Below are 15,036 nucleotides of genomic sequence, written 5' to 3' on the forward strand. Positions count from 1 at the left end.
GCCTTCGACTTGGAAACGGTTGGAAAAGGGTTCAGTAACTCGGAATTTGCCCTTTTCGATGTCGAGTGAGATTCCCGATACTGTTCAAATCTCACGTAAGGATTCGGAATTGGACTAGGATTTCGGATTAGAATGTTGTAACGAGGAATGAGGTTTGATACTTCTGATTTGATATAGTTTTCTGCAAATGTCCTTATATCGAACTCAGGTTGATATTTGTCCTTGATTTTGATGCTTCGCAATTCACATATTGGTTTTTTGTTGATCCCCATCCTCAAATATTGGGGCTATAAAACATGATCCGTAAGCACCCCTGAAAGTTCCGAACCTCTTCGTATTTAACTCAGTCTAAATAGTAACAGTTGGGTGGTTTGCTCGGCATTAAAGTTATCATCACTAACTAAAAATAGGGTTTGACTGCCATCGGCAAATCTAGGTCCAAAGGTCATACCTTCTAAATTATCTAAGTCAATTTCCAAGGTTTCTAAGTCCAATAATAGTTTTTTTCTTAGGGGTTTAATGGTCTCTGTTCCCTGTTGAAAACTGAGAATAGTTGATGTATCAGAGGCACCGCTATTAACCACTTGAAATAATTTTGCCCCGTTACCAAATAAGCCAAAGGTTCGCTCTAAACTTAACCATGAACCTTCGTTGGGTAAAGCTAGTAATTCTGTTAACCCGTTAGAAATGGCACCTTTGGGGCTTTTATCCAATAAGTATAAATGTTCGGCAACTATCACCGGAGAACCCACGGGACTGATGACATAGTGCAGCAGACGCACAGGAATGTTTGTGGGAGGGGTTGTGGGGGTATCTTGTTTCAATGAACCTTCAGTGGCAGTAAACAGGCGAAAGGGGTCATCTTTGACGGTACTGGTGGCACTGATGGTTAAGGGTTCAAAGCCGAGATTTTCTTCTACTCCCCTCGGTTCACTTTCGGGATCGGTGGGGATGAGATATTTTTGGGGTAGACGAATCTGTTGTTGAAGTTGTCCTGTAGTCGGGTTAAATTCGCCGATAAAGGGGTTAATTTCCTTTTTAGGTATTCCTTCACTAGAAATGAATAAAGTGCCTCTAGGAGACAAGGCAATGCCCTCTGGATCGATGGTTTGCGGGGAGTAATTTTGTCCTGCTTCGTCTTGGAGAGGGGTGACATTCTCCACAGTTACTCCTTGTATTTTAGTAATTTGCTCATCATTACTAGAAATATCTATTTTTAGGGTATAAAATCGAGCAGGAGAGCGTTGGGAGCGATCGTCGGACAAGGCATAGAAGCGATCCTTTTTGCGATCGTAAGTAATGGCTGATAAGCCACCGATGGGGGTTTCCTGGAAAATCTGGGATGGTATTTCGTACTTGTCTAAATATTCTAGGCTAATCTGGGGAAATAGCCTTTCTTCTGCTTGAATTTGGGGCATTTCGCTACAAGCAGACAAGCCTATTATAACCATTAAAGCTAGGATTAGATTAACAATTTTCCTCACGTTAATATCCAAGTAACATAATTCTCCCTCAAATGTTACCTTAGATTAGTGATCAGTGAACGGTTATCGGTTAAGTTGATTATTAATGTAAATTTTGGTGAGGAAAATTATGGTTTATCTTCGTAATTCTATAAATAAGCTTTCTGTTTTATTTATTCTAACTCTTATTGTTTATGCTGGTTATTTTATACAGTTTAATTATCGTGCTTTATCCTTACCGGAACCAGAATTAAACCCGTTAGAATTACCTTTAGATGATCCATTACTTCCTTCTGTTCCTCGTCCTCTAAGTCCATTGGAACAAAAAAGATTGAGAATAGAACTAGATACATTAAACCAAAAAGCACAAGAAGAATCAAATGTTGGTAATGATAATCTTGCCTTTGAAATTTGGTACAGAGAGTTAAGATTAAGACGAGTTTTAGGGAGAATAGAAGAAGTTAATGCTTTGGGACGAGTTGGGGAAGTTGCTTGGAATAAAACCCGTAGCGAAGATGTACAAATTATCAGTCAAAGAATAGTTAAATTACAAGAATTATCGGAACAAGAAGATCCCCTAAGTCCAAGATTTTTGGTTGCTTTAGCTAATGCTTATGCTAAGTTACATAGTTTAGATAATTCTATTATTGTTTATCAAAAAGTTTTAGACTATGCCAGAAAAAATGACAGTCCTTTTACAGAGAAAGAAGCGTTACAAGGGTTAGGAAGACTCTATTTAGCTAAATTTGATTATCCCAATGCTGCCATTGTTTATGAGGAATTATTAGAGATAGCACAACTGGAACAAAATACTTACGAAGAAGGGTTATATTTACAAGCATTAGCGGAAATTTATACTGCTGCTTTACAACCCAATAATTCAGCGAATATTAAACAAAGATTAGTAGATAGTTATCTTGCTAGTCAAAACATTGAACTTGTTCCTCCTTTAAAGATTGAGATTGGCCAAGATTATCAATCATTAGATCAACCAGAGTTAGCTAGTCAAAATTATCAAGAAGCTTATGCTTTAGCTTGGTCTTTACAACAGTTTGGTTCGGCAGCAAAAGCATTAACAAAATTGGCTAATTTGTACACCGAATATGAACAAGAAAATTATGCTTTACAGATATATCAACGCTTAATTCAAGTGGAACAATTATCTTATAATTATTATGGTTTGATGAAAGTTTATGACAAAATTGGAGAGATTTATCTAGAAAACGAGCAATATGAACCTGCTTTATTTGCTTTCCAAGAAGGGTTAATTTTAGCTCGTTCTCTTAATCATAATCAAGAGCATTTTTTAGCACAAATTCAAAAAGTAAATGAAGGAATGAATCCAGTAATTGAAGAACAACCAATTCCTAGTGTTGAGGAAACATTACCAGCTTCACCGAATGATATTGAGTCTATTAAGGATGAAATAGAAACTATAGAAAATCCTATTAATGAATTTAAAAATCAATTTGAACGGGATAATATTTTAATAGAAAACTAATCATTTAAACTTTGTTAATGTTTAGCGATTGCCTAAAAAATTAGGTCATGTTTTTCGTCACCATTAAGATTATGCTATACTTATACTAGAAAGTCAGATATTGGTATAAATATGGAATTACTCACTAGCGGTGTAACAGCTTTTTTGACACTGTTGGCCACTCAAACCGTTGATAAAGCACGTAAAAAAATAGTTGCAAAAACCAGTGATAAGTTGGTTGATATTGGTTTAAATCAAGCTAATAATGTCCTAAAGTTAATACAGAGTAAGTTTCCTGATAAGGTAGCTAAGTTAGAAGATGGTAGTGACTCACAAGAGATTATGGAAGCAGAGGTTGTTAAGGAAATAGCAAATAGTGATGATGAAATTAAAAAAGAACTCGAAAAATTAGGTAAAATGATACAAGAAAACTCAGAAGCAAAACAAGTTATTGAAAACTGGAAAGGTATTAATATTAAAGGGGGTACTAACACTATTAGCAATAATACTTTAACCTTTAATTAATACGTAGGGTGGGTTAGGTGGCAATATGCTATGTAGATTATTTAGGAATTAATATCCACCGTAACCCACCATTTATAGATATGGTATTACCTGTTAAAAATGAATCTAAAAAATACTCTTTTTATGAATAATGGGAAATCAAGAAACTAATGAAAATTGGCAAGGGATTAATATTAAGGGTGGAGAAGTAACCATTAATAACCCTGTGTCTAATTATGGCGAAAAATCTCACAAAAAACATAAACCTAATCTAACGGAATAAGAATTAAAAGAATTATACTGTCATTTTTTACAACAAATACAAGTAAAATATCAAGAATTAAAACTATTCCATACTCAAGACAAAGTTAAGCTACAAGATCAATATATTCCCATTCAAGTTACTTTAGAAAGACAGTTTACCCATGAAATTGAAACAATTAGAAACTATGGTATCTTTGATTTAGACTCAACAGATGCTTATGCTATCAAAGGAATAAAAGAAGAAACTAAAACAGTTAAAGTTGACTGGGGGAAGCAAAAAAAGACCATGAAAAAATTATGGTGCTTGCTGATCCAGGTATGGGAAAATCTACCTTATTAAAGAATGAAACTGTTATCAAGGTTAAAGAAGAATTAGAAAATATAGAAAATAGGTTAATTAATGATGTTGTTTTTCCCTTATTTATTCGTTGATCAGAGTTAGCACGAGAAGAAGGTGAAATCATTGATATTATTCCCAACATTCTCATAAAAGACTATCCAAAAATTATTGATAAAATTGAATACTATTTACAGAAAAAACTAGAACAAGGAAAATGTTTATTATTATTGGATGCTTTGGATGAAGTACCGAAAGATGACAGAATATCCTTAACTAAAAAAATAAATAGATTTTTGAGCAACTATCCTTGTCAGGTTATTTGTACATCCCGTATTGTGGGATATGCAGGAAACTTTATTGATGGAGGTAAAGAAGTTGAAATTGTTCCTTTTGATGTTGAAAAAACAGCAGACTATATCAAAACTTGGTTTAATCATGCAGCTGATCAAAGGCTTGTTGCAACGTTAAGCATTTATTCCCCACAACAGAAGGTTGTAAGCGCACACCTTTTCCATTGTCTATAGAATATCATGTCAAGTCAAGAAAAAGCAAGCATTTTTCACATAAATTTTCACAGCGATCACCTTTTAAGTAGTACATAAATATATAGTGCTAGAGTTTTGAGGCTGAAGACTAAGAATAAGCGATCGCCTTGTGAGGTGGTGGGTTACGACGGACTGTTAAATTCTCGTTTCAACCTAAATTTCTCCCGTCTAACCCACCCTACTGTTTTTATATAGTTATCATCCTTCAAACAATGTAATTAATTCTTGATCTGTTTGATAAAAATCATCGGGAACAGTACATTGACCTCGTAAACGTCCAGGAATGCGATCGCTTTGTTGAGAGTTAGGATAAATAGATTTGCTTATTATTGAACACCTAATTACCGATAGCTGATCACTGATCAAAAAGGTATAATGAAGAGAAATAATCGCCATGAGAGATTAACAGTTCACCAACCCTGCCCTAAAAGTGCAGGGATTGCCTGGACCAATTTAGTCAACGTAAGAGGTGAATACCGCATGGAGACACAGCTTGGTACACACTTCCGAATACTTCCCTCGTTCGGACTATCTGTAAACCTAATTGGTTAGGTGCTTTTAGACAGGACATCTTAGTTGTGTTGCACCGAAGGGACTTAAAGGAGTTAGGGGGTTCTCGGCCTTATCGGCATACTAAAACCCTCTCCCGCAAGGGATATGTAAAGCCGTCCTATAAGGACGGGGTTTCAAACCCAAAATTTCCGATGAATTCTGTAAATGTTAATCAATTTCAAGCCAATATAAAACAGTTTATCGAACAAGTAATTAAGCAACATCTCCCCCTTAAAGTCAAGGGAACTAATGGACAAGATTTTATTGTTATTAGTGCTGAAGACTGGGAACAACAACAAGAAACCCTTTATATCCTACAAAATAGCAGTTTAATGCAACAAATTGCTGATTCAACCATAACTCATACACACAGAAAAGGTTACTCCCCAACGGATGAAGAATTAGATGAGATCATTAGTATTTGAAGGAAAAACATGGTTAGTTTATGAGGAATTAAGACAAAAAGACAAAAAAATACATACAAATCTTTGTAAATTACTTAAAGAAATGTTAAGAGGAGATCCTACTGTTGGCACAGGAAAACCTGAACCCTTAAAACATAATCTTAGTGGTTTTTGGTCAAGAAGATTATCTCAAAAAGATAGACTAATTTATAAGTTTGATGATAACTATATCTATATTTTCGCTATTGGTGGTCACTACGACCAAGTTTAAATAAGTGATTGATATTTTTTTGTTTTAAATATTACAAAAGTCCGTTTATTAGCGATCGCTTTCCAATATGACAAAAATTATTTCAATAGATCAGGCTAGCTTTATCACATAGCCTAAAATTTCTCTAGCATATCCTGACTGTCATCCATAATAACATAAAAAAGTAGTATGGTCTACACCCCTGATTAATTCGTTAATTAATAAGAATTGCTTGCAATTATTCCCTAGAATTTGAGATAGTTTTATGGTTATTTTGTATAATTAGTTACTTTTTTTAGGATTGTGGTTCAAAAGCAAATCATTAAAAATACAAATACAATACAAATTATTAAATTAACAAAGATTATTAAATTGTCAAAAAGATTTTGAATAATTTCCCCAGATAACTGGATAGAGAGACTATAATAACAAAAAATTACATGGTGTGAAGAGAAATCTATGGCCGTTCAATTAAAACAAGCTCTCAGCGTAGGGACTTATATCATCAGCCAACGTTTCAAGGGTCGTAAACGCTTTCCTTTGGTATTGATGCTAGAACCCTTATTCCGTTGTAACTTAGCCTGTTCTGGATGTGGAAAAATTCAACATCCCACAGATATTTTAGCCCGTAATCTCACCCCCGAAGAATGCTTTAAAGCAGTAGAAGAATGTGGTGCGCCAGTGGTATCTATTCCTGGTGGGGAACCCTTGTTGCACCCGCAAATTGATGAGATTGTCAAAGGGTTAGTAGAAAGGAAGAAATTTGTCTATCTTTGTACCAACGCTATTCTCTTAGAAAAGAGTTTACATAAGTTTGAACCTTCTCCTTATTTTTGCTTTAGTGTGCATTTAGATGGGTTGAGGGAACATCATGATAAATGTGTCGATCGCCCAGGAGTATTTGATAAAGCGATCGCAGGGATAAAAGCAGCCAAAGCCAAAGGGTTTCGGGTGACTACAAACACTACTGTTTTTGAAGGAACCGATCCCAAAGAAATGCAGGAATTTTTTGATTTTCTGGAGACCTTGGGAACCGATGGGATGATGATTTCTCCTGGCTATAGTTATGAGTGGGCCCCGGATCAAGAAAACTTCTTAAAACGGGAACAAACTAAAGCCTTATTCCAGAAAATTTTAACCCCTTGGAAACTAGGTCAAAAGAAATGGAACTTTAATCATAACCCTCTCTTTTTAGATTTTCTTGTAGGGGACAAAGATTATGAATGTACCCCTTGGGGAAGTCCTAGTTATAGCGTTTTGGGTTGGCAAAAACCCTGTTATCTTCTCAACGAGGGACATTATAAAACCTTCGATGAATTAATGGAAAAAACCGAATGGGAAAACTATGGTCAAGCTAGTGGTAATCCTAAATGTGCAGACTGTATGGTACATTGTGGCTATGAACCCTCAGCAGCAGTTGATGCTTTGAACCCTGCTAATATGGGACGTGCTTTAGGAAGTGTTATCGGTGCCTAGTTTCGTTTAATTTTGAGGGAATAGAAACTACAAGTAAGTTATCTATTCCCTTAATCTATCTTTTGGTATGATAATTATAAGCAAGGTAAAATTTTGGTTTTATAAATAGAATAATAGGATTAAGATAATGATTCCTTTACCAGAGACAATATTAACAGATATTTATGAAAAAGATTACTATTTATGGCTAGTTAAAACCATAGAATTAGTTAAAAATAGAAATGTAAATCAATTAGACTGGGAGCATTTAACTGAGGAAATAGAGGCATTGGGAAACGAACAAAGACGAAAAGTTAAAAGCTATTTGAGACAATTATTGATTCATTTATTATTATATCATTATTGGGAAAATGAAAAACCCTACTGTGGTAGAGGTTGGCAAGAAGAAATTAGTAACTTCCGTTATGAGTTGGGATTATTACTAGAATCTAAAACCCTTTATAATTATTTCTTGAAGAACATTGAAGAAGTGTATAAAAAAGCACGAAAAAGAGCAATAGAAACAACACAATTATCTGCTTCAGTCTTTCCTGAAAAATGTCCTTTTAGTACACAGGAAATTCTTGGGGATGATTGAGTAATAAAAATATGCACATCATTAGGCTAAACTAAGAATACTAAACTTTTGTTTAGCATAAAGTGTTAATCGACTATTCCTTATGACTACCACCCCAATTTTACCCTTAAGCCTTGACGACTTTCTCAGGAAACCCAATATTGATGAATCTCCTGCGTGGGAATATACTAATGGTGAAATAATACAAAAGCCTATGCCTCAAGGACAACATAGTAAGCTTCAATATAAACTGTGGGAAACTATTAACGAAGTAGCTCAAACAGCTAATATTGCTTATAGTTTACCTGAGTTGCGTTGTAACTTTGGTAATCGTTCAATTGTTCCCGATGTTAGTGTATTTTATTGGGAGAGAATACCTGTGACAGAAGCAGGAGATATTGCTAATCAGTTTAACTCTTTTCCTGACTGGACAATAGAAATTATTTCCCCTAATCAAAAATCAACTAAAGTTATTGATAATATTTTACACTGTTTAGAACATGGTAGTCAGTTGAGTTGGTTAATTGATCCCGATGAGAAATCAATTTTTGTCTTTCAAACTCAACAAACTCCTAGAGTTTATAAAGCTGATCTATCTAATAATGAAACACCTCAAGAAACTCTACCTATCTTAGATAAAATAGAATTAGATTTAACAGCTAATAAAATTTTTAGCTGGTTACAAATGAAAGCAAAATAATTGACTACACAGAAGACAAAATTATCTTATTATCTCTAATGACAACTACACCCATTTTACCCTTAACTCTTGAGGACTTTCTTAAAAAACCCAATATTGATGAATCTCCTGCGTGGGAATATATAAATGGTGAAGTGATACAAAAACCTATGCCTAAAACCCATCATAGTCGGTTACAATTAAAATTAGCCAGTGCCATAGAGTTAGTAGCTGAAGCGAGTCAAGTTGCTCTTGCTTTTCCTGAATTACGTTGTACTTTTGGTGGTCGTTCTGTGGTTCCTGATATTGCGGTTGTGTATTGGGATAAAATACCTTTAAATAATGCAGGAGAACCAGAAAATAGTGCTATTTTTTTCGCACCTGACTGGACAATAGAAATTCTTTCCCCTAATCAAAAATCAACTAAAGTTATTGATAATATTTTACACTGTTTAGAACATGGTAGTCCGTTGGGTTGGTTAATTGATCCCGATGATAAATCAATTTTTGTCTTTCAACCTCAACAAACTCCTAGAGTTTATAAAGCTGATCTATCTAATAATGAAACACCTCAAGAAACTCTACCTATCTTAGATAAAATAGAATTATATTTAACAGCTAATAAAATTTTTAGTTGGTAACAAATGAAAAAAACAGTAACACAGCTTTCTCATCTGTTACCGAATTATTAATTATTAATTGTTCATTGTTAATTGCTGAAAAGTAGGATGCTTATGTTATAGTATTAATGGTTCAAAAGTAAAAGCTAAATTATGCTTGATTACAACAAAATTATTGCCACTGAATTATCTTTACAACAGCAACAAGTTGAGCAGTCTCTTGAATTATTAATTGAAGGTGCAACTGTTCCCTTTATTGCTCGTTATCGTAAGGAAAAAACAGGATCACTAGACGAAACTCAGTTAAGAGATATTTTGGAACGTTATACTTATTTAAGCGAGTTAGATAAACGCAAAGACACAATTTTAGAAGCAATTAAAAATCAAGATAAATTAACGGATCAATTACAGAAAAAAATAGAATCTTGTTTATCAAAAACAGAATTAGAAGACTTATATTTGCCTTATAAACCCAAACGAAGAACTAAAGCAACTATAGCAAGAGAAAAAGGTTTAGAAGGTTTAGCAACTGCAATCAAATATCTTAATATTCCTGATGCAAAACTACAATCTTTAGAAGAAATAGCAGGAGAATATATCTCAGAAGAAAAAGGAGTTAATAATCTTGAAGAAGCGTTACAAGGTGCATCAGATATTTTAGCCGAAGAAGTAGCAGAAAAAGCTAATTTAAGAGCCTATTTACGAGACTATTTAATGAAAGAAAGTATTTTTATTTCTAGCATCAAAAAAGAGCATCCTGAAGGGAGTACAAAATATGAAATGTATCGTAACTTTCAAGCTAGTGTAACTAAAATAGCTCCTCATAATATTTTAGCTTTGTTTAGAGGGGAAACAGAAAAAATTATTTCCCTTAGTATTGATTTTGATGAAACCTATATAACTGCATATTTATATAATGAAGAAATAAAGACAAAAAATAAGGGAATAAAAGCATTTTATCAATCGATGCTTAAAGACTCATTTAATAGACTAATTAAACCCTCATTACTCAGAGAAGTGAGAGCAGATAGAAAAAATTGGGCTGATCTTGAATCTATTAATACCTTTGAAATTAACTTAAGAGAATTACTGTTATCTCCCCCCGCAGGAATGCAACCAACCTTAGCTATTGATCCAGGGTTTCGTACAGGTTGTAAAGTCGCTGTTTTATCAGAAACAGGTCAATTTTTAGAGTATCAAGCTATCTTTCCTCATACTGGTGCAGCTAAACAAAAAGAAGCAAAAAATACATTAAAAAATCTAATACAAAAGTACGAAATAGAATTAATAGCGATTGGAAATGGTACTGCTTCTCGGGAAACCGATCAATTTGTTGGGGAGGTAATCAAACCATTAGAAAATCAACCTATCAAAGTCATTGTAAATGAGTCGGGTGCGTCTATTTATTCAGCAAGCGATCTAGCACGAGAAGAGTTTCCAGACTTAGATATTACCGTTAGAGGTGCCATTAGTATTGGCAGAAGATTACAAGATCCCTTAGCAGAATTAGTGAAAATTGATCCTAAATCTATTGGTGTGGGACAATATCAACACGATGTAGATCAAAAACTCTTAAAAAAGAATCTAGAGGAAACAGTAGAAAGTTGTGTTAATTATGTGGGAGTTGATCTCAATACCGCATCAAAACAACTATTAACTTTTGTTTCAGGAATCACCCCAACCATTGCTAATAATATCGTAAGTTATCGGGATAAAAACGGAATATTTAATAATAGGAAAGAATTATTAAAAGTTTCCAAATTAGGACCAAAAGCTTATGAACAAGCAGCTGGTTTTTTAAGAATTAGAGGAGGAAAAAATCCCTTAGATAATACCGCAGTACACCCTGAAAGTTATACAGTAGTTGAAACAATTATCAAACAATTAGGGGTTTCTTTATCTGATATTAATAACATTAGTTCTCGCTTAAAATCTTTGGATTTAAACACCTTTGTAACCGATACCATTGGGTTACCAACCTTAGAAGATGTTATAGCAGAATTAGAAAAACCAGGACGAGATCCTAGAGAAGAATTTAAGTATGCAACCTTCAAAGAAGGGGTGACAGAAATTAGTGATTTAAGCGAGGGGATGATCCTAGAAGGAGTTATTACCAATGTAGTAAAATTTGGTGCATTTATTGATATTGGAGTACATCAAGACGGGTTAATTCATATCTCTCAACTGGCAAATTATTTTGTTAACGATACTAACGAAGTTGTCAAAGTTGGAGAAGTTGTCAAAGTGAAAGTATTAGAAATAGATGAAAAATTAAAACGGGTTAGTTTATCAATGAAAGAAGTATAATTGATGGCGATATCTTATCATATTATTGTTGAAGTCTTATGTTGGTTATGAATAAATTAAGAAAGCTCTTATCTTTTAGGGTTTGGCGATTAATTATTTTAAGTTTATTGATTCTAATTATCATAGGACTTCCTTTCAAAAATGTAGCTCAAAATACAACCTTAGAAATGCTACAAAAATCACCAATTATTGTCGATGGTTATGTATTATTTAAAGTTGGTTCTTTGCCAAATTTTAGGGCAGAAGAAAGAGCCGAAATTATCAATACAGCTTTAGCAGAAGAAGTTTTTTCTTCTGAACCGATAAAAATAGTTATTGTTCAAGATTCGCAACAAACAGCCATTCGTAATCAAACCACAAAACGTCATTTATTAAGTGTAACAGAAGTTGATGTTATTGAAGGGATTAATAGTTTTGAACAAGCTACTATTTGGAAAAATCACTTAAATAAAGCTTTAGCAAGAGGTCAATTAGAACGAAGTTCTAGTTATGTCCGTAACGCTACTTTATTAAGTTTAGGAATTATTTTAGGAACAATTATTATTCATTGTGTATTAATTTGTTTGGGAATGTGGGAAAAAAGGTGGTTTCGTGATTGGAAACCAAATCTTGCTAATGTTTATTTAAGTAAAGCATTAATCAAATCATGTTGGCGCATTTTTCTGTTAGTTAGTCCCCTAGTTTTATGGTTCAGTGGAATCCTTTATATTTGTTCTTTATTTCCTCAAGCTAGAAGTCAAGTCTATCAAATAAGAATGTTGTTAGGGGAACCGATTTTTAGTTTAGGACAAAAAAGTTATTCTGCGCTGCAATTACTCTTACTTTTAGCTTTGACTGTAAGTTTATGGTTCTTAGTCAAAGGGTTAGTTTTCTTAATTAAATCCTATTTATTAAGTCGTTTAGGAGCAAATCGAAATATTCAAGAAGTCGTAGGAACCCTAACCCAATACATTTTGCTATTTTTAGGATTAATTACTTTATTGCAACTGTGGGGATTGGATCTCAGTGCTTTGACTATTATTGCTAGTGTGTTGGGGGTAGGAATTGGTTTTGGACTACAAAATATTGCTAATAACTTCATCAGTGGTTTAATTATTATTTTAGAAAGACCAATTCAAGTAGGAGATTTTATTAAATTGGGTGATTTAGTGGGGACAGTGCAAAGTGTTGGTGCAAGAAGTACCCAGATCAAAACTTGGGATGGTGTTTCGATTATTGTGCCTAATTCTCGTTTTTTGGAAAGTGAAGTAATTAATTGGTCCCACGGAGATTCAACTTCAGCTATTCGTCTTCCTATTGGAGTTGCCTATGGTTCAGATATTAAAAGGGTTAGAGTTGCCTTATTAAAAGCAGCAAGAGAACATAAAGAGATATTAGTTACCCCTCGTCCCAAAGTTTTATTTCAAGAGTTTGCAGACAGTTCCTTAAACTTTGAATTGAGAGTGTGGTTATTAGAACCTAGACATCAATTTCGTATTAAAAGTGAACTTAATTATGCTATAGAAAAAAACCTGCGTGACTATGGGATTGAAATTCCTTTTCCTCAACGGGATCTTAATCTAAAGTCTTCTCATCTAAAACATTTGATTTCAAATATATTACCTACCCCAGACTCAAAACATTCTCCTCAATCACAATCTGATCAAGAAGTTGACCAATATTTAAGAAGTTCTCTTAATGATGATGAATTAGATCCTTTAGAAGACCGATTAACAGAAAATGAAATCAACGCATTAGTTAAACAAATGTGTTCCGATAAAGGTGTTAGTATCCAAGACCGTCGTTATCGTCTTAATATTTATCCAGCTTGTTTTATTGGTTCAGAAGCCGTCAATTGGTTCGTTAAACATTATAACTATACCAGAGAAGAAGCCATTGAATTAGGTCAAATTTTAGTTGAAAGAGGAATTATTCATCATGTATTAGATCAACATCCTTTTAAAGATAGTTATTTGTTTTATCGTTTCTGTGATCATGAAAAATAGGGATTTTTCAATTAACAATGTACAATTAACAATTAATAATTGATAAACCCCAAACATGATATAACACAAAAAATTAAAGCAGAGCTTCTAAAGTTGCACCTACAACTCGATGATCTTCGTCTTCTCGTAATTGCACTAATGCAGCTTTAGCTTCAGGAGTATCAAAATCTCCTAAAACTCTAGCCACCTGCTTTCTAATGGCTACTATGTCACTGGTGCATAGATCAAGAAGTACATTGATAGCCTCCGGTTCAAGTGACGTTCCCTTTATGTTTTGCAGATAAGAGATTGATGCTAATTTTACCGTTAAATCATCCCCATCCAGTCCCCATAAGGAAAGCTTGAGAAATACATCTGGAGAAGCCATTTCACTTAAAGCTGCAAAGATACTTTGCCTCAGTAACCAGTGAGATTCTTTTCTAAACAGTTCAACTAAATAGGGAATTGATTTCTCTCCATACTTAGACAAAGAATTAGCTGCTTCGGCTTTGACATTGGGATCTGCATCATTGTCAATTAAATTGAGCAGGATATCAAAACCCTCGTCAGTCATTTTATACCCTAAACCCATGGCCACATAGGAACGAATCACAAACTCTTTGTCATATATTCTTTGTTTGAGTAAGGGTACAACCACATTCGCTGGATGATTCCTTAACTCTATTATCGCTTTGATGCGATTTTGAGGATCGGGACTGTCAAGAAAGGCTTTAATCTCATTTATTTGCATGATTATATAAATTTCCCATTAGGGACGCTGTTAAGTTGTGTAACTTAATGTAAAGTGTTGTTACAATTATAGCGTTGATCCAAGACAAATAAGTGCGATTTCAGTTTACACTAAGCGACATTTCTCTTCAACAACAATTACAAGAGTCCCTCTTGACTCGCTTAACAAGTTCAGATACATTGAGGTTCCCTCCTCTTACATCAAAGGAAACCTCTATTTCTTTGTTTCGTTTGCCTAGAATTGAATCTATCACCTATCGTTGTGCGATCGCTTTTCAATTATCCCCTGATTCTCCCTTCACTGTTGCAGAAAGAATTTTTAACACCCTTAAACAACCTTTAACAACACAACCAGACTTATGCTTAAACTTTACCGTCAAGCTTCTTGATCAGGGTTGGTTAGACTTTACACTGTGCGATCGCAGTTTATCACTTTGGTTACAATGTTGGCCTACTTTTTCCTATCCTCAGAAAAATTCTCCCTTAAAATCAACAAACCATGATAATTCCTGGATTATTCAGTACACCTATGCCCGTTGTTGTGCTTTACTACGACTAGGGGAACAAGAAGGACTGATAAAACTAAAAAATAAGCAATTTCAACCTTATACATGGTCATTGTTAACCCCTAGTCCCATTCCTTCGTTTAACTTAGAATTAAACGAAATTGAGCGATCGCTTATTTCTCAAATCATCACCACAGTAGATCGTTTAGTCAATGATTCAAAAGTCAAGGAAATAAAATTAGCACTAAGATTAAGTGATTCTTTTCTCAACTTTGAGCGTTACTGTCTCATTTTTGGAGAAATAAGTCGCAATAAACCCCAAANTGGGATCCTCTAGAGTNACATGCAGGAGTCAAGCTGCACTGCCGTTCTCTGT

General features: G+C 34.1%; 16 protein-coding genes. 13 read left to right on the forward strand and 3 right to left on the reverse strand.

Annotated elements, in window-relative coordinates:
* Positions 1-338: 338 nt before the first annotated feature.
* Positions 339-1,451 carry an esterase-like activity of phytase family protein gene (locus CWATDRAFT_RS22410; protein WP_007307169.1) on the reverse strand — a complete coding sequence of 371 codons (1,113 nt, stop codon included), beginning with the start codon at positions 1,449-1,451 and terminating at the stop codon, positions 339-341.
* A gap of 142 nt (positions 1,452-1,593) precedes the next feature.
* Between CWATDRAFT_RS22410 and CWATDRAFT_RS22415 the strand changes: the two genes are divergently transcribed.
* The 5 genes from CWATDRAFT_RS22415 (at position 1,594) to CWATDRAFT_RS22425 (ending at position 4,575) form a co-directional block, all read left to right on the forward strand.
* A complete protein-coding gene (locus CWATDRAFT_RS22415; protein ID WP_007307156.1) occupies positions 1,594-2,964 on the forward strand; it encodes a tetratricopeptide repeat protein in 1,371 nt (456 codons plus the stop codon).
* A gap of 111 nt (positions 2,965-3,075) precedes the next feature.
* Entirely contained in the window at positions 3,076-3,468 is a 393-nt protein-coding gene (locus tag CWATDRAFT_RS22420) for a hypothetical protein (protein ID WP_007307157.1), read from the forward strand.
* Positions 3,469-3,598: 130 nt separating this feature from the next.
* A complete protein-coding gene (locus tag CWATDRAFT_RS41145; RefSeq protein WP_268742535.1) occupies positions 3,599-3,730 on the forward strand; it encodes a hypothetical protein in 132 nt (43 codons plus the stop codon).
* Positions 3,731-4,008: 278 nt separating this feature from the next.
* Entirely contained in the window at positions 4,009-4,143 is a 135-nt protein-coding gene (locus CWATDRAFT_RS41150; protein ID WP_021829696.1) for a hypothetical protein, read from the forward strand.
* A 135-nt stretch (positions 4,144-4,278) separates the two neighbouring features.
* Positions 4,279-4,575: an NACHT domain-containing protein gene (locus CWATDRAFT_RS22425; protein WP_007307158.1), complete on the forward strand. Its 297-nt coding sequence runs from the start codon at positions 4,279-4,281 to the stop codon at positions 4,573-4,575.
* A 219-nt stretch (positions 4,576-4,794) separates the two neighbouring features.
* Here CWATDRAFT_RS22425 and CWATDRAFT_RS31965 read toward each other — a convergent pair whose 3' ends face one another.
* Positions 4,795-4,992, reverse strand: a complete 198-nt coding sequence (locus CWATDRAFT_RS31965; protein WP_050018375.1) for a hypothetical protein — start codon at positions 4,990-4,992, stop codon at positions 4,795-4,797.
* 308 nt (positions 4,993-5,300) lie between these two features.
* On the opposite strand from CWATDRAFT_RS31965, the gene CWATDRAFT_RS22435 reads away from it, so the two are divergent.
* From CWATDRAFT_RS22435 to CWATDRAFT_RS22470, 8 genes are all read left to right on the forward strand, one after another.
* A complete protein-coding gene (locus tag CWATDRAFT_RS22435) occupies positions 5,301-5,573 on the forward strand; it encodes a type II toxin-antitoxin system Phd/YefM family antitoxin (RefSeq protein ID WP_007312230.1) in 273 nt (90 codons plus the stop codon).
* Entirely contained in the window at positions 5,554-5,823 is a 270-nt protein-coding gene (locus CWATDRAFT_RS22440; protein WP_007307160.1) for a Txe/YoeB family addiction module toxin, read from the forward strand. The genes CWATDRAFT_RS22435 and CWATDRAFT_RS22440 overlap by 20 nt, the downstream gene beginning before the upstream one ends.
* Before the next feature lie 438 nt (positions 5,824-6,261).
* Complete coding sequence (gene hpnH / locus CWATDRAFT_RS22445; RefSeq protein ID WP_007307161.1) at positions 6,262-7,278, forward strand: adenosyl-hopene transferase HpnH; 1,017 nt, start codon at positions 6,262-6,264, stop codon at positions 7,276-7,278.
* A 127-nt stretch (positions 7,279-7,405) separates the two neighbouring features.
* Complete coding sequence (locus CWATDRAFT_RS22450; protein WP_007307162.1) at positions 7,406-7,855, forward strand: DUF29 domain-containing protein; 450 nt, start codon at positions 7,406-7,408, stop codon at positions 7,853-7,855.
* An 82-nt stretch (positions 7,856-7,937) separates the two neighbouring features.
* Positions 7,938-8,534: a Uma2 family endonuclease gene (locus CWATDRAFT_RS22455; RefSeq protein WP_007307163.1), complete on the forward strand. Its 597-nt coding sequence runs from the start codon at positions 7,938-7,940 to the stop codon at positions 8,532-8,534.
* 38 nt (positions 8,535-8,572) lie between these two features.
* Positions 8,573-9,154 carry a Uma2 family endonuclease gene (locus CWATDRAFT_RS22460; RefSeq protein ID WP_007307164.1) on the forward strand — a complete coding sequence of 194 codons (582 nt, stop codon included), beginning with the start codon at positions 8,573-8,575 and terminating at the stop codon, positions 9,152-9,154.
* 132 nt (positions 9,155-9,286) lie between these two features.
* Entirely contained in the window at positions 9,287-11,440 is a 2,154-nt protein-coding gene (locus CWATDRAFT_RS22465; protein ID WP_007307165.1) for a Tex family protein, read from the forward strand.
* A 47-nt stretch (positions 11,441-11,487) separates the two neighbouring features.
* A complete protein-coding gene (locus CWATDRAFT_RS22470) occupies positions 11,488-13,425 on the forward strand; it encodes a mechanosensitive ion channel domain-containing protein (RefSeq protein WP_042712167.1) in 1,938 nt (645 codons plus the stop codon).
* Positions 13,426-13,498: 73 nt separating this feature from the next.
* On the opposite strand, the gene CWATDRAFT_RS22475 is transcribed toward CWATDRAFT_RS22470, so the two are convergent.
* Positions 13,499-14,155, reverse strand: coding sequence for a HEAT repeat domain-containing protein (locus tag CWATDRAFT_RS22475; RefSeq protein ID WP_007307168.1), 657 nt, complete (start codon positions 14,153-14,155; stop codon positions 13,499-13,501).
* Positions 14,156-15,036: the final 881 nt, after the last annotated feature.

Origin of the sequence: Crocosphaera watsonii WH 8501 (genome assembly GCF_000167195.1) — a bacterium.
Taxonomy (GTDB): domain Bacteria; phylum Cyanobacteriota; class Cyanobacteriia; order Cyanobacteriales; family Microcystaceae; genus Crocosphaera; species Crocosphaera watsonii.

Coding starts and splice junctions, on each gene's coding strand:
- CWATDRAFT_RS22410 (WP_007307169.1), bottom strand. CDS start 1,451: ATGGTTATAATAGGCTTGTCTGCTTGTAGCGAAATGCCCCAAATTCAA.
- CWATDRAFT_RS22415 (WP_007307156.1), top strand. CDS start 1,594: ATGGTTTATCTTCGTAATTCTATAAATAAGCTTTCTGTTTTATTTATT.
- CWATDRAFT_RS22420 (WP_007307157.1), top strand. CDS start 3,076: ATGGAATTACTCACTAGCGGTGTAACAGCTTTTTTGACACTGTTGGCC.
- CWATDRAFT_RS41145 (WP_268742535.1), top strand. CDS start 3,599: ATGGGAAATCAAGAAACTAATGAAAATTGGCAAGGGATTAATATTAAG.
- CWATDRAFT_RS41150 (WP_021829696.1), top strand. CDS start 4,009: ATGGTGCTTGCTGATCCAGGTATGGGAAAATCTACCTTATTAAAGAAT.
- CWATDRAFT_RS31965 (WP_050018375.1), bottom strand. CDS start 4,992: ATGGCGATTATTTCTCTTCATTATACCTTTTTGATCAGTGATCAGCTA.
- CWATDRAFT_RS22435 (WP_007312230.1), top strand. CDS start 5,301: ATGAATTCTGTAAATGTTAATCAATTTCAAGCCAATATAAAACAGTTT.
- CWATDRAFT_RS22440 (WP_007307160.1), top strand. CDS start 5,554: ATGAGATCATTAGTATTTGAAGGAAAAACATGGTTAGTTTATGAGGAA.
- hpnH (WP_007307161.1), top strand. CDS start 6,262: ATGGCCGTTCAATTAAAACAAGCTCTCAGCGTAGGGACTTATATCATC.
- CWATDRAFT_RS22450 (WP_007307162.1), top strand. CDS start 7,406: ATGATTCCTTTACCAGAGACAATATTAACAGATATTTATGAAAAAGAT.
- CWATDRAFT_RS22455 (WP_007307163.1), top strand. CDS start 7,938: ATGACTACCACCCCAATTTTACCCTTAAGCCTTGACGACTTTCTCAGG.
- CWATDRAFT_RS22460 (WP_007307164.1), top strand. CDS start 8,573: ATGACAACTACACCCATTTTACCCTTAACTCTTGAGGACTTTCTTAAA.
- CWATDRAFT_RS22465 (WP_007307165.1), top strand. CDS start 9,287: ATGCTTGATTACAACAAAATTATTGCCACTGAATTATCTTTACAACAG.
- CWATDRAFT_RS22470 (WP_042712167.1), top strand. CDS start 11,488: ATGAATAAATTAAGAAAGCTCTTATCTTTTAGGGTTTGGCGATTAATT.
- CWATDRAFT_RS22475 (WP_007307168.1), bottom strand. CDS start 14,155: ATGCAAATAAATGAGATTAAAGCCTTTCTTGACAGTCCCGATCCTCAA.